Here is a 19,303-nt window from a genome sequence, read left to right on the forward strand (position 1 = left end):
CGGCGGTATTGCGTCGCGCATGTACACCATCGCTGCACTCTATCATTTCACCCGGTTTGACGACCCTGCCGCACTGCGCGCGGGCCTGCTTGAAGCGACGGCAGAGCACGGGATCACCGGCACGTTGCTTCTGGCGCGCGAAGGGATCAACGGGACGATTGCCGGGTCGCGGGCCGGGATTGATGCAATCTTGGGTGTGATCCGGGCGCTGCCGGGCTGTGCTGATCTGGAGTGGAAGGAGAGCACGGCGGCGGAGCCACCCTTCGGGCGCATGAAGGTGCGGTTGAAGAAAGAGATCGTGACGATAGGGCAGCCGGATGTGGACCCGACGGCGGCTGTCGGGCGCTATGTGGAGCCTGCGGAGTGGAATGATTTGATTGCTGCGCCAGATGTGGCCGTCATTGATACGCGCAACGATTATGAGGTTGCGATTGGCACGTTTGAGGGGGCGATTGATCCGGAGACGAAGTCCTTTGGCGAGTTCCCCGCGTGGTGGGAGGCCAACAAGGATCGGTTCCATAACAAGCGCGTCGCGATGTTCTGCACAGGCGGGATTCGCTGCGAAAAGTCGACGAATTACCTGATGTCGCAAGGGGTGGAGGACGTGTTTCACCTGAAGGGGGGCATCTTGAAATACCTTGAGGATGTGCCCGCAGAGGAAAGCTCCTGGAAGGGCGAGTGCTTTGTCTTTGATGGCCGCGTGTCGGTGGGGCATGGGCTGGAAGAAGGGCCACATGTGCTGTGCCATGCCTGTCGCCGTCCGCTGCTGCCAGAGGACACGAAACGCGCCGAGTTTGAGCCGGGCGTGTCGTGCCATCACTGCATTGACGAGACGTCAGAGGCGGACAAGGCGCGCTTTCGCGAGCGGCAAAAGCAGATCGCCTTGTCCAAGGCGCGGGGCGAAAAGCACTTGGGCGCTTAGGCCGCGCGGTCGTCGTGTTCGGGTGCGATCACGGGGACCAGGGCGCGCACGAGGTCTTGCATGTGCAGAAGGCCGATCTGTTCGCCGTCTTTCATCACGCGGTAGTGCTTTGTTGTGTCGCCGCCGGACATCGCGATGACCGACTCGAGGTTGGCGTCGGCCTCCACATCGCCTGAGATATCGACACCTGCGGTCGTCGTTGCGTCCATGACAGAGCGGACGCGCAGCACGCGGGCGCGGTTGATGTCGCTGATGAAGTCCATGATGTATGGATCGTTCGGGTTCAGCAAAATCTCTTGCGGTTCGCCTTGCTGCACGATGGCACCGTCTTTCAGAATCACGAGGTGATCGGCAAGCTTCAAAGCCTCGTCCAGATCGTGGGTGATGAAGACGATGGTTTTGTGCAGCTCGCGTTGCAGCTCAAGCAGAAGGTCCTGCATGTCGGTGCGGATCAGGGGATCGAGGGCAGAGAACGCCTCGTCCATCAGCATAATCTCGGAGTCTGATGCCAGCGCGCGGGCGATTCCGACGCGTTGCTGCATGCCACCAGACAACTGGTTGGGATACTTGTCCTCGTAGCCTTCCAGCCCGACGCGTTTCAGCCATTTCTGACCCTCTTTATCCGCCGACGCTGCATCCTCCCCCCGAACGCGCCGCGCCATGCCGGCGTTTTGCAAAACGGTCCTATGGGGGAAGAGCGCGAACTTCTGGAACACCATCGACATGGTGTTCTGTCGCAAGGCGTGGAGCTGCTTTTCGCCATAAGCCAGAACATCTTCGCCATCGACAACGATCTCGCCGTCGGTGGGTTCGATCAGTCGGTTGAGGTGACGGATCAGCGTGGATTTGCCAGAGCCGGAGAGGCCCATAATCACAGTGATCTCCCCCTCCTGCATGTCCACGTTGATGTCTTGCAAGCCCAGCACATGGCCGTGCTGGTCCAGAAGTTCAGGCTTGCCAAGGCCGTCTTTGACATAAGTCAGCGCCTCTTTCGGTTTGGAACCGAAGATCTTGTAGAGGCCCCGGATCGAAACCTTGATTTTGGATGTATCGGTCATGGTCTCTTACTTCTCGCTGGCGTTGATGCGGCCGAGGGCGGCCTTGGTCGAACGGTCCAGGAGGACCGCCAGAAGGACGATGCAGAAGCCCGACACAAGGCCCACGCCCAGTTCAAGATTGTTGATACCGCGCAGGACCAGCACACCCAGACCGGGGGCCGAGACGAGTGAGGCAATCACGACCATCGCAAGGCTCATCATGATGGTCTGGTTGATGCCCGCCATGATGTTGGGCAGCGCCAAGGGGATTTGCACACCGGTCAGCTTTTGCCAGGAATTCATACCGAATGCGTCAGCGGCCTCGATCACGTCCTTGTCGACAAGTCGGATGCCAAGGTCGGTCAGGCGGATCACCGGCACGATGGCATAAAGGATGATCGCGATGCCGTAGAGTTTGGATTCCGTGACGGAGAACAGGAAGATCAGGGGGATCAGATAGACGAAGGTCGGCAGCGTTTGCAGCATATCAAGGATCGGGATCGTGATCCTTTGCATCGTATTGCTTTTCGACATGGCGATGCCGATGGGCACACCTAAAACCACACAGAAAATCGTGCAGACGAAGATGATCGACAGGGTCTGGATCGCGTAATTGTAATGGTCGATGAACGCCATGAATAGGAACGAGCCGGTCACAAGGGCCAGCACAGACCACGAGCGCGACGCGTAATAGGTCAGCAGCATCAGCAGCGGGATCATGATGAACCACGGGGTCGCCTGAAAGGCGGAAAGCGACCAATCCAAAAGCCAACTGAGCGGTTGGGTCAGCGGGTCGAGCACGACTTTCATGCCGTCTTTGACGTTCAGAAAGCCCTCTTCCACGGCACTTGTCATGTCACGGGTTCGTGGGATTGAGCCGCAGGATTTGTGCAGCGTATCCAGAGACGGAAACGGGGTTTCGAGCAATGGCGTCGCTGGAGTAGGGGCGTCTGCGGCGGCCTCCCCACCGCCGTTATTGGCCTGCGCCAACAGCTCGGCCATTGTCATTGGTCCGCCGGTATCTTCCGTCGCGCACCAGTCGCTCAGCCCGAGCGTTTTGAAAAGTCCGTCATAGATCGCCATGTGTCACCGTCTTGCCCTTTGCGGGCGTCCCCTGAAAAGAAACGGGGCGCTCGTTGGCGCCCCGCTTTGTTTTTGCTGCTTACTTGATCAGTGCAGCAAGCTTGCCTTTGGCATCTTCCGAAATCCAACCAGACCAAACGTCCGAGTTGTTGGAGAGGAAGTAGACAGCCGCTTCTTCGGCGGAGGCGTTATTCTCTTCCTGCCATGCCAGCACCTCGCCCATCTGGGCGTTGGTGAAGGACACATTGGCCATCAGTGCGGCGATGTCGGGGTTTTCTTCCTGGAAGGTGGTCGTGACGACTGTTTTCACAGGACCGACGGGGTAGGACGACTTGCCCACCTCTTCGCATTCGGGGTCGGCGTTACAGGCGTGAACCTCGGGGTTATGCTCGCCCAGATCGACCAGTGTCATCGGGTATTTGCCCAGCACGGATGTGGGGGCCCAATAGTAACCGATCCAAGGCTCTTCGTTCTCGAAGGCCGCCGCGATGGAGGTTGCCATCGTCTCACCAGAGCCGTGCTGGAAGACCTCAAAGCCATTGCCTTCGAGATCATAGGCTTCGGCCAATGCCGCGTTGATGTTCTTGCAGCCCCAGCCATCGGGGCAGTTGTGGAACCGATTGTCGAGCAGGTCGGGGTTCGCCAGAACGCCTTCAACGGTTGCCAGCTCCGGGTGCTCGTCGACCAGATAGGTCGGGATCCACCAGCCTTCGACACCGCCATCAGACAACACGTCGCCAAGGGTGACGATCGTGCCAGCTTCCTTCAGGTCGTTGTAGGACGGCGCGCCGTTGATCCACAGCTCTGTCACGATATCGGGCTTGCCGGTCTCGGACACGGATGCCAGCGACGGCACGGTCGAGGACGGCACAACGGTGACGTCGCAGCCGTAGCCTTGCTCCATCAGGAATTTCGACACGTTGGTGACAACGGCGGCCGAGGCCCAGTTCATTTCGGTGATCGAAACTTCGCCGCAATCTGCATATGCAGCGGCAGGTGCTGCAAGACCAAGCGTTGCAGCGACAAGTAGCTTCTTCATAAAGTGTTCTCCCTGTGAGCGGATCCGGTGAGTGTCCGGACCCTTGATTGGTGACGGTCCCAATCAAAGAGCATCCCATTTCACATTGCAACGTGATATCCGATTTTTTTTGATTGACGCGTCAGTCAATAAAAATCTAAGGGGATTGGGGGATGGTCTGGAGAGTGTCATGCCGAAACTGGGAATGGAGCCGTTGCGCCGGTTGGCGCTGGTCAATGCCGCGATTACCGAGATCGGATCGCGTGGATCGCTGGATGTGACTGTCACCCAGATCGCGAAACGGGCCGGAGTTTCCAGTGCGTTGGCGCATCATTACTTTGGCAGCAAAGAAAACATTCTGACCGCCGCGATGCGCCGGATCCTGGCGATGCTGGGCGATGATTTGCGGGCCGCGCAAACCGGTAAAGAGACCGCAATCGAGCGGCTGCACGCCATTGTCGAGGCCAGTTTTTCAGAGCGCAATTTTCGCCCTGACGTGATCGCCGCGTGGCTTGCATTTTACGTCAGCGCGCAAACTTCAAACGATGCGCATCGCCTGTTGAAGGTCTATCACGCGCGTCTTCGCTCCAACCTCGTTCACGAGCTTCGCCCGCTGATTGGTGAGCACGCCCCGCGCGAGGCAGAGACCATCGCGGCGATGATCGACGGCTTCTATATCCGGCAAGCCTTGCGCACCGGGTCACCCAATGGGCCCGGCGCGATTGCGGCGACCACCCGGTATATCGACAGCCTTATTGCGCAAAGCGACCTCAAATGAGCACACCGAATATTCTCATTTTCATGGTCGATCAGCTGAATGGCACGTTTTTTCCTGATGGGCCTGCGGAATGGCTGCACGCCCCAAACCTGAAGAAACTGGCGGCATCCTCGGCCAGGTTCGCCAATTGCTACACCGCCTCGCCACTATGCGCGCCTGGGCGGGCGAGCTTTATGTCCGGCCAGCTTCCCAGCCGCACGCGGGTCTATGACAACGCGGCAGAGTTCGCTTCGGACATCCCGACCTACGCGCATCATTTGCGGCGGGCGGGGTATCAGACTTGCCTCTCCGGCAAGATGCATTTCGTAGGTCCAGACCAGATGCACGGGTTTGAGGAGCGTCTGACGACGGACATTTATCCGGCTGATTTCGGCTGGACGCCGGATTACCGCAAACCGGGCGAGCGGATCGATTGGTGGTATCACAATATGGGGTCCGTCACTGGCGCAGGCGTGGCCGAAATCTCTAATCAGATGGAGTATGATGACGAGGTTGCCTATCACGCGACGCGCAAGGTTTATGATCTGGCGCGGGGCAAGGATCAGCGCCCGTGGTGCCTGACGGTCAGCTTCACGCATCCCCATGATCCCTATGTCGCGCGCAAGAAGTATTGGGACCTTTACGAGGATTGCGAACACCTGCTGCCAAAGGTTCCCGCGCTGGACTACGACGATCACGACCCGCATGCGCAGCGGATATTCGATGCGAATGACTGGCGGAGTTTCGATATCTCGGAAGATGATATCAAACGCTCTCGCCGCGCTTATTTCGCCAATATCAGCTATCTCGATGACAAGATCGGAGAGGTCTTGGAGGCATTGGAAGGCACGCGGCAAGAGGCGGTGATCCTGTTCGTCTCCGATCACGGCGACATGCTGGGTGAGCGTGGGTTATGGTTCAAGATGAGCTTTTACGAAGGCTCTGTACGGGTGCCTTTGATGATCTCGGCACCGGGTGTTCCAACGGGTCTGGTGATCGAACCTGTGTCGAATATCGACGTGACGCCGACGCTTTGCGATCTGGCGGGGATTTCGATGGACGAGGTTTTGCCCTGGACCGAGGGACAGAGCCTTTTGCCTGTCGCGGGCGGCGCGGCGCGGCAAGGGGCTGTCGCAATGGAATACGTGGCAGAGGCGTCTTATGCGCCGCTGGTTTGCTTACGGCAGGGCGATTGGAAATACACAAGCTGCGCGCTTGATCCGGAACAGTTGTTCAATATTGCGGATGATCCGCATGAGTTGACGAACCTTGCAAGCGATCCGGCCTATGCCAGTGTGCTTTCCGATTTTCGCGCGCAGGCAGAGGCGCGGTGGGACCTTGAGGCGTTCGATGCGCAGGTCCGCGAAAGTCAGGCGCGGCGCTGGGTTGTGTACGAGGCGCTGCGTCAGGGCGGCTATTACCCGTGGGATTTCCAACCGCTTCAGAAAGCGTCTGAACGCTACATGCGCAACCACATGGATTTGAACGATGTCGAGGAAGGCCAACGCTTTCCGAGGGGAGAGTAAGATGGTTACGACGCAACCCACCGCGAGCCATTTTATCAATGGTGATTATGTGGAGGACACGGCGGGCGAAGTCATCGACGTGATCTACCCCGCGACCGGCGAAAAGATCGCGCAGGTGCACGCAGCGACGCCTGCTGTGATCGAACAGGCCTTGGAAAGCGCGGACGCTGCGCAAAAGGAATGGGCGAGGTGGAGTGGGACGGAGCGGGGCCGCGTGCTGCGCCGTGCCGCCGACATCATTCGCGAGCGGAACCGCGCGCTCAGCATTCTTGAGACCTATGACACTGGGAAGGCCTTGCAAGAGACGCTCTATGCCGATGCGACGAGCGGGGCGGACGCGCTTGAGTATTTCGGTGGCTTGGCGGGGTCTCTGACCGGAGAGCACATCCAGCTTGGTGCGGATTTCGCTTACACCAAGCGCGTGCCTTTGGGTGTGTGCGTGGGCATTGGTGCATGGAACTACCCCACGCAAATCGCCTGCTGGAAAGGCGCACCGGCGCTGGCTTGTGGCAATGCGATGATCTTCAAGCCGTCGGAGACGACGCCGCTTTGTGCATTGAAGATCGCTGAGATTCTAGTGGAAGCGGGATTGCCTGCGGGGCTTTTCAATGTCGTGCAAGGCATGGGCGCAGTGGGCGCGGCGCTGGTGGAAGACCCGCGCGTGGCCAAGGTCTCGCTGACCGGATCTGTGCCCACGGGTAAGAAGGTTTACGCCGCTGCTGCCGCGCATATGAAGCACGCGACGATGGAGCTGGGCGGGAAATCCCCGCTTGTCATTTTCGATGATGCAAATGTCGAAAATGCGGTGAGTGGCGCGATGCTGGCGAATATGTATTCGACGGGTCAGGTGTGCTCCAACGGGACGCGGGTCTTTGTTCAGAAGGGTGTGAAGGACGCGTTTTTGAAGCGCTTTGAGGAGCGGTGCGCAGCGATCAAGCTGGGCGATCCGCTGGATGAAGAGACGCATCTGGGGCCGATGGTGAGCGACGCGCAGATAAATATCGTGCTGGACTATATCGCCAAGGGGAAAGCCGAAGGTGCAACGCTGATTTGCGGCGGCGAGCGGCTGGAGCGCGACGGGTTCTATGTGGCGCCGACCGTCTTTGCGGATGTCACCGATGGAATGACCATTGCCCGCGAAGAGATCTTCGGGCCGGTGATGGCCGTGCTGGATTTCGACGACGAGGACGAGGTGATCGCGCGGGCGAACGACACGCCGTATGGCCTGTCGGCAGGGGTTTTCACGAATGATATCACTCGCGCGCACCGCGTCGTGGATCAGTTGGAGGCGGGCACTTGCTGGATCAACACCTACAACCTTGCGCCGGTGGAGGTGCCGTTTGGGGGCGTCAAAGCCTCGGGCGTGGGACGCGAAAACGCGAAGGCGGCGATCGAGCATTATAGCGAGATCAAGTCAGTTTATGTGGGCATGACGCCCGTGGACTCGGCCTACTGACATGCAAGCGGATTACGTCATTGTCGGAGCCGGATCGGCGGGCTGCGCGTTGGCGTATCGGTTGTCGGAGGACGGTAAGTATTCCGTCATCGTGATTGAGTATGGAGGCAGCGATGCAGGGCCGCTGATCCAGATGCCAGGCGCGCTGTCCTATCCGATGAACATGAAGCGCTATGACTGGGGCTATCAAAGTGAGCCTGAGCCGCATCTGGGCGGACGACGTTTGGCGTGCCCGCGCGGGAAGGTGATCGGCGGGTCTTCTTCGATCAACGGGATGGTTTATGTCCGCGGTCATGCGCGCGACTTTGACCATTGGGAGGAAAGCGGCGCGACCGGTTGGTCGGGCGCGGATGTGATGCCCTATTACAAGCGGATGGAGTGTTGGGACGATGCGGGCCATGGCGGGGACGCGTCATGGCGTGGGACGGACGGGCCAATTCATGTGACGCGTGGGCCGCGCACCAATCCGTTGGTGAAAGCCTTTGTCGAGGCTGGCAAGCAGGCAGGCTATCCGTTCACCGAAGATTATAACGGCGCACAGCAAGAGGGGTTTGGCGCGTTCGAGCATACGATCTATCGCGGGCAGCGGTGGTCGGCGGCGAATGCGTATCTGAAGCCCGCGTTGAAGCGCCCCAACTGCACCATGGTCAAAGGGCTGGCCGAGAAGGTTGTTATCGAGGACGGCCGCGCGGTGGGGGTTAAGCTTCGCATTGGCGGGCGGAGTGAGGTGATCCGCGTGAACCGAGAGGTGATCCTGGCGGCGTCCTCGATCAACTCGCCCAAACTGCTGATGCTGTCGGGGATCGGCCCAGGCGCTCATTTGGCCGAGCATGGGATTGACGTGATCGCGGATCGACCCGGTGTGGGGCAGAACCTGCAGGATCATCTGGAGCTTTACATCCAGATGGCCTGCACACAGCCGGTCAGCCTATTCTCGTATTGGAACCTCCCGGGGAAGGCCTGGGTCGGCGCGCAGTGGCTGTTTGGGCGAACCGGACCGGGGGCGTCGAACCAGTTTGAATCGACCGGGTTTATTCGATCTGATGCGGGGGTGGAATATCCAGATATTCAGTTTCACTTCCTGCCGCTGGCAGTGCGCTATGACGGCAAAGTCGCAGCAGAAGGGCATGGGTTTCAAGCGCATGTCGGGCCGATGCGGTCGAAATCACGCGGGGCGGTGACTTTGAAATCGACGGACCCGACAGAGGCTCCGGCGATCTTCTTTAACTATATGAGCCATGCGGAGGATTGGTCGGAGTTCCGCACTGCAATCCGCCTGACGCGCGAGATTTTCGGGCAGGAGGCGTTTGCGCCCTATGCTGGTCACGAAATCCAACCGGGTGCGGATGTGCAAAGCGATGAGGCGTTGGATGCGTTCATCCGTGAGCATGCGGAGAGCGCGTATCACCCTTGTGGCACCGCGAAGATGGGCGCGGTGAGCGATCCGATGGCCGTGGTGGACCCGGAGTGTCGGGTGATCGGCGTTAACGGGTTGCGGGTTGCCGACAGCTCGATCTTTCCGCGGATCACGAATGGGAACCTGAACGGCCCTTCGATTATGGTGGGGGAAAAAGCGTCCGATCATATTCTTGGGCGCACGCTCCTGCCCCGCTCGAACGCGGCGCCTTGGATCAATCCGAATTGGAAGACGGCCCAACGATAGGGCCGCCGCCTAGAAATCGAGGTTTTCGACGTTCAGCGCGTTTTGCTGAATGAATTCGCGGCGCGGTTCGACCACGTCGCCCATCAGCTTGGTGAACAGATCATCCGCCTCGGCCACGTCATCGACCTTGACCTGCAACAGCGTGCGGGCTTCGGGGTCGAGCGTGGTTTCCCACAGCTGATCGGGGTTCATCTCGCCCAGACCTTTGTAGCGTTGGAGGCTCAGGCCCTTTTCGCCCTCTTGCAGGATCGCGTCGAGCAGATCGAGCGGGCCGACAATCAACTGGCTCCGCTCTTTGCGGTGCAGCGTTGCCGGGGTCACATAGATGTCTCGCAGCGCCTGCGTCATGGAGCCCATCTTGCGCGCCTCGCCTGAGCGCAGAACCGGGCCGTCAAGCGTCCGTACCTCTTCGACGCCGCGCAGGATACGGCTGAGGCGGATGCCTTTGTCTTGGGTCGGACGCCCTTGCCAGCCGCGCTCATATTCCAGCGCGATCAGGTCGAGACGCTTGGCAACAGCATCAGCGACGGACTGCAAATCCTTGTCGACAGAGCCTGTTAGAAACGCCTCGGCGATGGCGGCCTGTTCTAGTATGTGACGCGGGTAGTGTGTTGGGAACGCTTCTAGGATGCGCTTGGCCTGACGGGCTTCTTCAACCACGCGGCGCAGGTCCTGGCCGACGATTTCCTCGCCATTGCCAAGGCGCAGCATCGCGCCTTCGATGCCTTGTTCGATCAGATAATCCTCAAGCGCGACCTGGTCTTTCAGATACACCTCGGACTTGCCACGGGCGACTTTGTAAAGCGGTGGCTGCGCGATGTAGAGGTAGCCGCCTTCGATCAGTTCGGGCATCTGGCGGAAGAAGAATGTCAGAAGCAGCGTCCGGATATGCGCGCCGTCGACATCGGCATCGGTCATAATGACGATCTTGTGGTAGCGCAGTTTGCTGATGTCGAATTCATCGCGGCCGATGCCGGTGCCCAGCGCCATCACCAGATTGCCAATCTCCTGACTGCCAAGCATCCGGTCAAAACGCGCACGTTCGACGTTCAGGATTTTACCGCGCAATGGCAAGACGGCTTGCGTGCGCCGGTCGCGGCCTGTTTGAGCAGAGCCGCCAGCGCTGTCACCCTCGACAAGGAACACTTCGGTCTTGGACGGGTCTTTCTCGGAGCAATCCTTGAGCTTGCCCGCCAGATAGTTCACGTCCATCGCCGTCTTGCGACGGGTCAATTCGCGCGCCTTGCGGGCGGCTTCGCGGGCCATCGCAGCCTCGACAATTTTGCCGACGATCTGCTTGGCCTCATTGGGGTTTTCCTCAAACCACTCGGCCAGCTTTTCGTTCATCAGCCCTTCGACGGCCGGGCGCACTTCAGAGCTGACCAGCTTGTCTTTGGTCTGGCTGGAAAATTTCGGATCGGGCACTTTGACCGACAGCACACAGGTCAGACCTTCACGGGCATCGTCACCGGTAAAGCTGATCTTTTCCTTTTTCGCGATCCCGCTGGACTGCGCGTAGTTGTTGATCGTGCGGGTCAGCGCACCGCGAAAGCCCGCCATATGCGTGCCGCCATCGCGCTGGGGGATGTTATTGGTAAAGGGCAGCACCGTCTCGTGGTAGCTGTCATTCCACCACATCGCGACCTCAACACCGATCTCATCCCGTTCGCCGGTGATGAAAATCGGCTCGGGGATCATCGCGGTTTTGGAACGGTCGAGATATTTGACGAATTCCTTAACGCCGCCTTCGTAAAACAGCTCGGTTTCAAGCGGCTCGGCGGGGCGATCATCGCGCAGGATGATGCGGACGCCGGAGTTAAGGAACGCCAGTTCGCGCAGGCGGTTTTCGAGCGTTTTGAAGCTGTATTCAAGGTTCGAGAACGTATCGGTGGAGGCCATGAACCGAACCTCGGTCCCCTTTTTGCCGTTTGCATCGCCGACGACTTCGAGGTGCTTTGCGGTTTCGCCACGCTCAAACCGCGCGGTGTGTTCTTTGCCGTCGCGCCAGATGCGCAGCTCAAGCCAATCCGACAGGGCATTGACCACCGAAACACCGACCCCGTGCAGGCCACCAGACACCTTGTAGGAGTTGCTGTCGAATTTTCCGCCCGCATGCAGCTGGGTCATGATGACCTCGGCGGCAGAAACACCTTCTTCGGCATGGATATCGACAGGGATTCCGCGCCCGTTGTCGCTGACAGACACACTGGAATCCGCGTTGATCGTAACCGTCACATGATCGGCATGACCGGCTAGGGCCTCGTCAATGCCGTTGTCGACGACCTCGTAGACCATATGGTGCAGACCGCTGCCATCGTCCGTGTCCCCGATATACATGCCGGGGCGCTTGCGAACAGCCTCTAAGCCTTTGAGAACTTTGATAGAATCTGCGCCATATTCTTCGGGCGTCTGTTGGGCCTCAGCCATGCGGATCGTCCTTCGCTATTTGCTGATTTTATACGAGGTTTTGGGGGTGATGTCACGCAGAACGCCTATATTTTGCGTTATGTGAGTGGGATCACCAGACCAACGCAAATCAGGAGGATACCGGCCACAAGGTTGGTATTTCGAAGCGCTCTCGAAGACGTCAGAAAGCGGCGCATCCGGTCCACAAAGAGCGCGAAAAAGAGGTTGCCGATGAACGGGATGACGATGGAAATCGCGACGATAGCCGCGATGTCGAGACGGGTGACTTGGGTCAAATCAAAGAAGCCTGGCAGGACGCCCATGTAGAACAGGATCGCCTTGGGATTGCCAAGGATCACGGCGAGGCCCGCGATGAACCCCGCCCACATGCCGGGGCGTGTGAGGCGGCTATCAGCGGCAATGGTCTTGTCCGCGTTGCGGATCACGAGGACGCCCATCAGGATGAAGATTGCGGCGGCGACGAAACGGAAGATGAGCATGAAAGCATCGAAGTTGCTGGCGACAAGGCTGACACCCAGGATCGCAAGGAAAGGCCACAGCGCATCACCAATCACGACGCCAAGGGCGACGGGCCACGCGGCCTGGAACCCACCTGAAAGCGCCCGCGCGGTGATGGCCATCCAAACGGGACCGGGGGTCAGGAACAGGATCGCGATTGCGCCTGCGTAAAGGGCAAGCTCAGCCGGGGTGATTGTCACGCAAGTTTGCCTTCGTCATCGAGCGGCCAATAGGGGTTGAAGGCAAACTCCCAGATGTGGCCATCGGGATCGGCGACATAGCTGGAATAGCCGCCCCATGCCATCTTTTCAGGCTGTGCGATGGCGGTGGCACCTGCTTCGAGGGCGGCTTGGAAGGCAGCATCAACGCCCGCCTCATCGGGGTAGTTCTGGGCGAGGGTCATTGCGCCCTTACCAAGCTCAGCATGCGCACGACCTTGCTCTTTGGCGAGCATATCCAGAGGGAACAGCCCAAATTTGGTGCCGCCCATGTCATAGAAGGCGACGTTCTCAAGTGTCTCTTCTGGCACCCAGCCTAGTGCTTCGTAGTAGGCGCGGGACCGGGCGAGGTCTGAAACCCCAAGCGTAATCAGGTTAACGCGGTTCATGCTCATGATGTGCCTTTCAGGAAGGAGATGCCGCTCTCTTCGCCCACCTCGACAAACATCGCGCGGGACTGGAGCGTATCGAACAGTTCTGGCCCGGTGCCAGTCATCCATGCCTGTGCGCCCAGCGCAATGATCTCGTCATAAAGCGCGGCACGGCGGTCGGCATCGAGATGGGCGGCGACCTCATCCAGCAGCAAGATCGGGGGCGCACCAAATTCTGCGATCAGGGCGCGGCCATTGGCAAGGATCAGGGACACAAGCAGGGCTTTTTGCTCTCCGGTAGAGCAATCCTTGGCAGCGACGCCTTTCGCGGCATAGGTGGCGGACAGATCAGCGCGATGCGGTCCGATCAGGGTGCGTCCGGCCAAAAGATCACGGGGGCGGCTACTTTGCAGCGCCTCAAGCAGTGCATCGGTGTCCTCTGGCATCTCGCCATCCGCTTGGGTCAGCAAAAGATCGGCGGTCGGAAAGGCCGTCTCGGCCTCTTTTTGCGCTTCGATCAATTGGGCAACACAGGCCTGCCGATTGGCGTGGATCGCCGCGCCCGCCTTGGCCATCTGCGCTTCCAACGCACTATACCACGCCGCGTCGCGAACCTGATCCTTCAGTAGGCGGTTCCGCTCGCGCATGGCTTTCTCGTAGGTCAGCGTGGCCTCGGCATGGGTCGGCTCAAAGCTCAGCGTCATGCGGTCCAGAAACCGTCGCCGCCCATCGGCCCCTTCGATCCAGAGCCGGTCCATCGACGGAATTAACCACAGGACCCGCGCGATGCGGCCCAGCGCGACCTGCGTCGCCGCCTTGCCGTCGATGCGCACCTGGCGAGAGGTGCCTTCTTCGCTGAACGTCTCCACCTCATGCATCTGATGGAGCGAGCGCAGAACCGCGCTGACCTTCCAACCCAGCGCCTCGGGCCGGCGCACCATAGCCTCGGCTGCAGCACGACGTAGACCACGCCCCGGCGACAACAGCGATACAGCTTCAAGAATATTGGTCTTGCCCGCCCCGTTTGCCCCATGAACGGCGATGGGGCCCGGATCAAGCGTCAGGCGCGCCGCCTTGTGAGAGCGGAAATGCGAAAGGGTCAGCTCGGTGAGCGCGAGGCCAGTCATGCGGGCCCTTTCATCTTTGTCAAAATACTCCCGCCGGAGGCAGAGTTATACGCGCATCGGCATGACGACATAGATCGCGCTTTGGTCGTTGCCTTCGCGCATCAAGGTTGGGTCGCCTGCGGAATTGAACATGAAGACGGCGTTCTCACGGTCCACTTGGCTGGCGATTTCGAGCAGGTATTTGGCGTTAAAACCAATCTCGAGCCGCTCGTCACCATAAGCCACGGCCAGCTCTTCTTCAGCCGCACCGCTGTCGGGCGCGTTGACGGAGAGGATCAGACGGTCTTCATCAAGGGCCAGTTTCACCGCGCGGGAGCGCTCGGACGACACGGTCGCCACACGGTCCACGGCTTGGGCAAATTCGGAGGCGTCGACTTCCAGCTTGCGCGTGTTCCCTGCGGGGATCACGCGGGTGTAGTCGGGGAAGGTGCCGTCGATGACCTTGGAGGTCAGCGTGATCTCGGGCGTGGCAAAACGGATCTTGGTTTCGCTGAGCGAGACCGCGATTTCGACCTCGTCATCTTCAAGCAGCTTGCGCAGTTCGCCCACGGTTTTGCGCGGCACGATCACGCCGGGCATCCCCGCCGCGCCCTCGGGCAGATCAGCGTCGATGCGGGCGAGGCGGTGGCCATCGGTAGCCACGCAGCGCAGCACTTGACCGCCATCGCTATCGGCCACGTGCATGTAGACGCCGTTCAGATAGTAGCGGGTTTCCTCGGTCGAGATGGCGAATTTCGACTTGTCGAAGAGGCGGCGCAGGACGGGCGCGGGGGCGGCAAAGTTGCTCTCATATTCAGAGTTCGCCATCACCGGGAAGTCTTCTTTCGGCAGGGTCGCGAGCGAGAAATTCGAGCGGCCCGCCTCGACCGTCAGCCGACCAGAGGCGCCATCGTCGCTGAGTTGAACCAAAGCACCGTCGGGCAGTTTGCGCACAATCTCGTGCAAGGTCACAGCGCCCACGGTCGTGGCACCGGCGCGTTCAACCTGCGCGTTGGTCTTGTCGACGACCTCGATATCGAGGTCTGTGGCGCGGAAAGAGACCGTATCCCCTTCGGCTTCGATCAGCACATTGGCGAGGATCGGGATCGTATTCCGGCGCTCGACAACCGATTGCGCCTGAGCGACTGCTTTGAGCAGCGCGCCGCGTTCCATACTGATCTTCATTCCAAAGCTCCTGCGATGACCGGACGGCGAAAGTAGCACCTTCGCCCAGCGGCTCAAGTCCTTTCATGCGACCATCATGCGTTAACGCAAAAGCGTCAAGCCTATCAGGCCTCTAAGGAACGACGCAGCAATTCGATATCATCGGCGATCTGGCTGTCCTGCACCTTCAGCTCTTCGATGCGTTTGACGCCATGCATGACCGTCGTGTGGTCACGTCCGCCAAAGCGACGCCCGATTTCGGGCAGCGACCGCGTGGTCAGTTGCTTACACAGATACATTGCCACCTGACGGGGCCGCGCATAGCTGCGCAGGCGCTTGGGGCCGATCATGTCGGACAGGCGGATGTTGTAATGCTCGGACACTTTGCGCTGGATTTCCTCAACCGTGATCTTGCGATCGGAGGCGCGCAGCACGTCGGCCAAGCAGTCCTGCGCAAGCTCAAGCGTGATGGGCCGCCCGACAAGCGAGGCGAACGCGAAAAGGCGGGTCAGCGCGCCTTCGAGGACACGGACATTGGTGGAGATGCGATGGGCGAGGAAATCAAGCACGCCGTCATCCAGTTCAAGGCCCGGATATTGAGCGCTGTATTGATCCACCTTGGACTGCAAAACGCCAAGGCGAAGTTCAAAATCGGTTGGGTGCAGGTCAACGACAAGGCCGCATTGCAGGCGCGATTTGATCCGGTCTTCCATATCCTTGATCTCGCCCGGCGCGCGGTCGGCAGAGATGATGATCTGCTTGTTCTGATCGACCAAAGCATTGAATGTATGGAAGAATTCTTCCTGAGTGCTGTCTTTTCCGGCGATGAACTGCACGTCATCGACCATCAACACATCAACAGACCGGAAGAGCGATTTAAAATCCATCATGCGCTTTTCGCGCAGGGCCTGCACAAAGCGATACATGAACTGCTCTGCCGACAGGTAGACGACATTCAGCTCGGGCTGACGTTCCTGCAACTCATGGGCAATCGCATGCATGAGGTGGGTCTTGCCGAGGCCGACACCGCCATAAAGAAAGAGCGGGTTGAATGTTACGGGGCCACCTTCGGCCACGCGTTTGGCGGCGGCATGGGCCAGCTCGTTCGGCTTGCCGACCACGAAGGTCTCAAAGCGAAACCTTTTGTCGAGCGGCGCACCTGGGACGGCTTTGGACGACGATTTGGCCACAGCAACCGGTTTGGCCGGTTTCGGCCTTGTGGTTTGATTGGCAGGGACTTGGAAAACGACGCGCTGGACGGCTTCGCCAGCTGTTGTCAGTTGATAGAGGATCTGATCGCCAAAATTCTGAGAGACATAGTTACCCATGAAATTGGTCGGCACGAAGAATGTCGCGACACCATCATCCAACTCGGAAAACTCAAGAGGCTCTATCCAGTTCTTATAGTTGTTCTGACCTACCGTCTTGATCAGATTTACCCGGACCTGTCCCCACTTTTCGTCAGTCATCCTTAACCTTCACCTTTCCTGTCCCACGTTGGTCTGCCAGCCACGACAGATAGTTTCCCCTTCTCGATCCAATCAGACAAAGCTCTCCTTTGCTCTGAACTGGAAAGTTCAAAAGCGAACCCGCGTCGCGGGAGAGTTTGAATGGCAGGTCGCCCTGCTCATCACCTCAAACGGGTGTTTGGACAGCCACCTTCGCCTTGAAAATACAAGGCCTGCGCATTCGGGGCTGACTCCTGAAGTCTGGTCAGCTTACCTACGCGCCGCGTCATGATTGGCCAGGCCAATCCTGCGATCCGGTGTGGTGTCCCCCCAAGGACGATGTGAATCGATGGCCTATTGCTAGCAAGCACGCCACGCGCCGATCAACAGACCTTTGCTATTGACTCAAACAAAGCTGAAATCGAATCTGGCAAGCCGTTGCGATACCTTATTTTCATGACAAAAATACAACGGAGCACAAAAATGAAAAACGCGACCCATGGGCCGCGTTCTTAACCATCTTCAAAAGGAATCGGTGTTAGCCGATCGCTTTGACGCGCGACGACAGGCGCGACATTTTCCGTGCAACCGTGTTCTTGTGCAGGATGCCTTTGGACACACCGCGCATCAGTTCAGGCTGCGCCTGCTGCAGTGCAGTGCTGGCCGCATCCTTGTCACCGGACGCAATCGCCTCTTCCACTTTGCGCAAGAAGGTGCGGATGCGCGAGCGGCGCGCTTTGTTAACGGCGAAGCGGCGTTCGTTCTGACGCGCGCGTTTCTTAGCTTGAGGCGAATTTGCCATGTGCAACGTCCCACTTTTCGGGTTCGTGATAATCTGAAGCCGCGTCTCTAAGACCGACTCGGCGGCAAGTCAACAGGGTTGTCCTGTCTATTTGTCGCGAAACTGTGCTTCGCGTTTGTCCAGAAAGGCCGCCATGCCCTCTGTCTGGTCTTCCGTCGCAAAAAGCGAGTGGAACGCGCGGCGCTCAAAGAGAAGCCCTTCGCGCAAGGTTGTCTCGTAAGAGCGGTTCACGCATTCTTTCACGACCATTGCCGTCAGCATCGACTTTTCGGTGATCTTCTGCGCGGCAGACATGGTTTCTTCCATCAGCTTCTTGGCAGGCACAACACGGCTGACAAGTCCGCTGCGTTCAGCCTCGTCGGCATCCATGAAGCGACCGGTAAGGTGCATTTCCATGGATTTGGACTTGCCCACGAAACGCGTCAGACGTTGGGAGCCGCCAAGCCCTGCAACGACGCCCAGATTAATCTCGGGCTGGCCAAATTTGGCGGTATCAGCAGCAATGATGAAGTCGCACATCATCGCAAGCTCGCACCCGCCGCCCAGCGCATAGCCAGCGACAGCCGCGATGATCGGCTTGCGGCATTTCAGGATCTCTTCGGCCTCTTCGGCGAACAAATCCGAGGTGAACACTTCGACAAAGGATTTGTCGGACATCTCTTTGATATCGGCACCAGCGGCAAACGCCTTTTCCGAGCCGGTCAGCACGATGCAGCGCACCTTGTCATTGGCTTCGGCTTCGCGCAGCGCCTGGCTCATCTCGCCCAGAAGTTTGCTGTTGAGCGCATTCAGCGCATCCGGGCGGTTCAGCCGGATCAGCGCGACGTGGTCGTCGATATCAACGATGATGGTTTCAAATGCCATGACATGGGCCTGTCGCTGTTAAACTCAGACCCAAAGGCTTAGCACCCCAGATAGTGTGTTCAAGCTATCTTTGGCATTGCGCACAGTAGAAACTTGAGCGCCCGGACTGCACGATTCGGCGCACGGTTCCGTCGCAGCCTTCGGTGACGCAAGGGGAGCCTTCGCGGTCATATACGCGGAAGGTGTGCTGAAAATATCCAAGCTCTCCATCGGCTTGGCGATAATCGCGAAGGGACGACCCGCCCGCCTCAATCGCCTCTGCCAGAACGTCGCGAATGATCGGCACAAGCGCGCCTGCGCGTTTGGCAGACAGGTTTCCAGCCTTGCGCCGCGGCGAGATTTTTGCCCGGTGGAGGACCTCGCAGACATAGATATTGCCCAATCCGGCAACGATTCTCTGATCCAGCAGAGCGGATTTGATCGGCGTATTGCGGCCATGAAGCCGTTTGGCCAGGTATGCCTCGTTGAAGGTATTGCCCAGCGGTTCAGGCCCGATGGGTGCGATCAACCAGTGATCTTCCAGGCGGGCTGTGTCGGCCAAATCCATGGCCCCGAACCGGCGCGCATCGTTGAAGGTCACGCGGGAGCCGCCCTCCATATCCAGCACCACATGGTCGTGCTTTTCGGGCACCGGGTGAGGATGGTGAAACTCCCCAACAGTCTGACCCGAGATCAGCATGCGTCCGGACATGCCCAGATGGATGATCAGCGTCTCGCCGCTATCGAGATCTGCAAGGATATATTTCGAGCGCCGCCGCAGCGCTGTGACCGTCTTGTCGGTGAGCCGCGCAGCCATATTCTCGGGAAAGGGCCAGCGCAGATCAGGCCTGCGAATATCGGCCTTCGCGATGCGCTGCCCCTCCATCACGGGCAGCAATCCGCGGCGCACTGTCTCGACCTCTGGTAATTCTGGCATCTCGCACTTCCTTAGCAGGAGCGCACA

17 protein-coding genes are annotated in these 19,303 nt (G+C 59.1%); 5 read left to right on the top strand and 12 right to left on the bottom strand.

Features of this window, described 5'->3' with window-relative positions; genetic code table 11:
• The first annotated feature begins 19 nt into the window (after window positions 1-19).
• Window positions 20-922 (top strand): rhodanese-related sulfurtransferase, encoded by a 903-nt coding sequence (locus tag KUW67_RS05020; protein WP_224824386.1) that lies wholly within the window; start codon window positions 20-22, stop codon window positions 920-922.
• On the opposite strand, the gene KUW67_RS05025 is transcribed toward KUW67_RS05020, so the two are convergent.
• The 3 genes from KUW67_RS05025 to KUW67_RS05035 form a co-directional block, all read right to left on the bottom strand.
• On the bottom strand, window positions 919-1,980 hold the full coding sequence (locus KUW67_RS05025; RefSeq protein ID WP_224824183.1) for a glycine betaine/L-proline ABC transporter ATP-binding protein: 1,062 nt from the start codon (window positions 1,978-1,980) through the stop codon (window positions 919-921). The genes KUW67_RS05020 and KUW67_RS05025 overlap by 4 nt on opposite strands.
• Window positions 1,981-1,986: 6 nt before the next feature.
• On the bottom strand, window positions 1,987-3,042 hold the full coding sequence (locus KUW67_RS05030; RefSeq protein ID WP_224824184.1) for a proline/glycine betaine ABC transporter permease: 1,056 nt from the start codon (window positions 3,040-3,042) through the stop codon (window positions 1,987-1,989).
• 79 nt (window positions 3,043-3,121) lie between these two features.
• Window positions 3,122-4,081 carry an ABC transporter substrate-binding protein gene (locus KUW67_RS05035; RefSeq protein WP_224824185.1) on the bottom strand — a complete coding sequence of 320 codons (960 nt, stop codon included), beginning with the start codon at window positions 4,079-4,081 and terminating at the stop codon, window positions 3,122-3,124.
• 169 nt (window positions 4,082-4,250) lie between these two features.
• On the opposite strand from KUW67_RS05035, the gene betI reads away from it, so the two are divergent.
• Genes betI through betA form a run of 4 tightly spaced genes read left to right on the top strand, consistent with a single transcriptional unit; the run spans window position 4,251 to window position 9,462 of the window.
• A complete protein-coding gene (betI, locus tag KUW67_RS05040; protein ID WP_224824186.1) occupies window positions 4,251-4,838 on the top strand; it encodes a transcriptional regulator BetI in 588 nt (195 codons plus the stop codon).
• Window positions 4,835-6,343 carry a choline-sulfatase gene (gene betC, locus KUW67_RS05045; protein WP_224824187.1) on the top strand — a complete coding sequence of 503 codons (1,509 nt, stop codon included), beginning with the start codon at window positions 4,835-4,837 and terminating at the stop codon, window positions 6,341-6,343. The genes betI and betC overlap by 4 nt, the downstream gene beginning before the upstream one ends.
• A 1-nt stretch (window position 6,344) precedes the next feature.
• Entirely contained in the window at window positions 6,345-7,799 is a 1,455-nt protein-coding gene (gene betB, locus KUW67_RS05050) for a betaine-aldehyde dehydrogenase (RefSeq protein ID WP_224824188.1), read from the top strand.
• A 1-nt stretch (window position 7,800) separates the two neighbouring features.
• On the top strand, window positions 7,801-9,462 hold the full coding sequence (gene betA, locus KUW67_RS05055) for a choline dehydrogenase (RefSeq protein ID WP_224824189.1): 1,662 nt from the start codon (window positions 7,801-7,803) through the stop codon (window positions 9,460-9,462).
• Between the two features lie 9 nt (window positions 9,463-9,471).
• On the opposite strand, the gene gyrB is transcribed toward betA, so the two are convergent.
• The 9 genes from gyrB to mutM all read right to left on the bottom strand — a co-directional run bounded on the left by gyrB (window position 9,472) and on the right by mutM (window position 19,276).
• Window positions 9,472-11,889: a DNA topoisomerase (ATP-hydrolyzing) subunit B gene (gene gyrB / locus KUW67_RS05060; RefSeq protein ID WP_224824190.1), complete on the bottom strand. Its 2,418-nt coding sequence runs from the start codon at window positions 11,887-11,889 to the stop codon at window positions 9,472-9,474.
• Window positions 11,890-11,966: 77 nt separating this feature from the next.
• Window positions 11,967-12,587 (bottom strand): LysE family translocator, encoded by a 621-nt coding sequence (locus KUW67_RS05065; protein WP_224824191.1) that lies wholly within the window; start codon window positions 12,585-12,587, stop codon window positions 11,967-11,969.
• Complete coding sequence (locus tag KUW67_RS05070) at window positions 12,584-13,000, bottom strand: VOC family protein (RefSeq protein ID WP_224824192.1); 417 nt, start codon at window positions 12,998-13,000, stop codon at window positions 12,584-12,586. The genes KUW67_RS05065 and KUW67_RS05070 overlap by 4 nt, the downstream gene beginning before the upstream one ends.
• Window positions 12,997-14,103, bottom strand: a complete 1,107-nt coding sequence (gene recF / locus KUW67_RS05075; protein WP_224824193.1) for a DNA replication/repair protein RecF — start codon at window positions 14,101-14,103, stop codon at window positions 12,997-12,999. The genes KUW67_RS05070 and recF overlap by 4 nt, the downstream gene beginning before the upstream one ends.
• 45 nt (window positions 14,104-14,148) lie before the next feature.
• Window positions 14,149-15,267, bottom strand: coding sequence for a DNA polymerase III subunit beta (gene dnaN / locus KUW67_RS05080; protein ID WP_224824194.1), 1,119 nt, complete (start codon window positions 15,265-15,267; stop codon window positions 14,149-14,151).
• 104 nt (window positions 15,268-15,371) lie between these two features.
• Complete coding sequence (gene dnaA, locus KUW67_RS05085) at window positions 15,372-16,715, bottom strand: chromosomal replication initiator protein DnaA (RefSeq protein ID WP_224824195.1); 1,344 nt, start codon at window positions 16,713-16,715, stop codon at window positions 15,372-15,374.
• Window positions 16,716-17,232: 517 nt separating this feature from the next.
• Window positions 17,233-17,496: a 30S ribosomal protein S20 gene (gene rpsT, locus KUW67_RS05090; RefSeq protein ID WP_224824196.1), complete on the bottom strand. Its 264-nt coding sequence runs from the start codon at window positions 17,494-17,496 to the stop codon at window positions 17,233-17,235.
• Between the two features lie 87 nt (window positions 17,497-17,583).
• Window positions 17,584-18,360, bottom strand: coding sequence for an enoyl-CoA hydratase (locus tag KUW67_RS05095; protein ID WP_224824197.1), 777 nt, complete (start codon window positions 18,358-18,360; stop codon window positions 17,584-17,586).
• A gap of 64 nt (window positions 18,361-18,424) precedes the next feature.
• The gene (gene mutM, locus KUW67_RS05100; protein WP_224824198.1) at window positions 18,425-19,276 is read right to left on the bottom strand and encodes a bifunctional DNA-formamidopyrimidine glycosylase/DNA-(apurinic or apyrimidinic site) lyase; all 852 of its coding nucleotides are present in this window, start codon (window positions 19,274-19,276) and stop codon (window positions 18,425-18,427) included.
• Window positions 19,277-19,303 lie beyond the last annotated feature (27 nt).

The organism is Cognatishimia sp. MH4019, assembly GCF_020177595.1.
GTDB lineage: Bacteria > Pseudomonadota > Alphaproteobacteria > Rhodobacterales > Rhodobacteraceae > JAHTBL01.

Bases quoted from the DNA above. Each gene is read 5' to 3' on its own strand.
- betA (WP_224824189.1), top strand. From the start codon at position 7,801: ATGCAAGCGGATTACGTCATTGTCGGAGCCGGATCGGCGGGCTGCGCG.
- KUW67_RS05035 (WP_224824185.1), bottom strand. From the start codon at position 4,081: ATGAAGAAGCTACTTGTCGCTGCAACGCTTGGTCTTGCAGCACCTGCC.
- rpsT (WP_224824196.1), bottom strand. From the start codon at position 17,496: ATGGCAAATTCGCCTCAAGCTAAGAAACGCGCGCGTCAGAACGAACGC.
- KUW67_RS05025 (WP_224824183.1), bottom strand. From the start codon at position 1,980: ATGACCGATACATCCAAAATCAAGGTTTCGATCCGGGGCCTCTACAAG.
- dnaA (WP_224824195.1), bottom strand. From the start codon at position 16,715: ATGACTGACGAAAAGTGGGGACAGGTCCGGGTAAATCTGATCAAGACG.
- mutM (WP_224824198.1), bottom strand. From the start codon at position 19,276: ATGCCAGAATTACCAGAGGTCGAGACAGTGCGCCGCGGATTGCTGCCC.
- dnaN (WP_224824194.1), bottom strand. From the start codon at position 15,267: ATGAAGATCAGTATGGAACGCGGCGCGCTGCTCAAAGCAGTCGCTCAG.
- KUW67_RS05095 (WP_224824197.1), bottom strand. From the start codon at position 18,360: ATGGCATTTGAAACCATCATCGTTGATATCGACGACCACGTCGCGCTG.
- recF (WP_224824193.1), bottom strand. From the start codon at position 14,103: ATGACTGGCCTCGCGCTCACCGAGCTGACCCTTTCGCATTTCCGCTCT.
- betB (WP_224824188.1), top strand. From the start codon at position 6,345: ATGGTTACGACGCAACCCACCGCGAGCCATTTTATCAATGGTGATTAT.
- KUW67_RS05020 (WP_224824386.1), top strand. From the start codon at position 20: ATGTACACCATCGCTGCACTCTATCATTTCACCCGGTTTGACGACCCT.
- KUW67_RS05070 (WP_224824192.1), bottom strand. From the start codon at position 13,000: ATGAGCATGAACCGCGTTAACCTGATTACGCTTGGGGTTTCAGACCTC.
- KUW67_RS05030 (WP_224824184.1), bottom strand. From the start codon at position 3,042: ATGGCGATCTATGACGGACTTTTCAAAACGCTCGGGCTGAGCGACTGG.
- betI (WP_224824186.1), top strand. From the start codon at position 4,251: ATGCCGAAACTGGGAATGGAGCCGTTGCGCCGGTTGGCGCTGGTCAAT.
- betC (WP_224824187.1), top strand. From the start codon at position 4,835: ATGAGCACACCGAATATTCTCATTTTCATGGTCGATCAGCTGAATGGC.
- gyrB (WP_224824190.1), bottom strand. From the start codon at position 11,889: ATGGCTGAGGCCCAACAGACGCCCGAAGAATATGGCGCAGATTCTATC.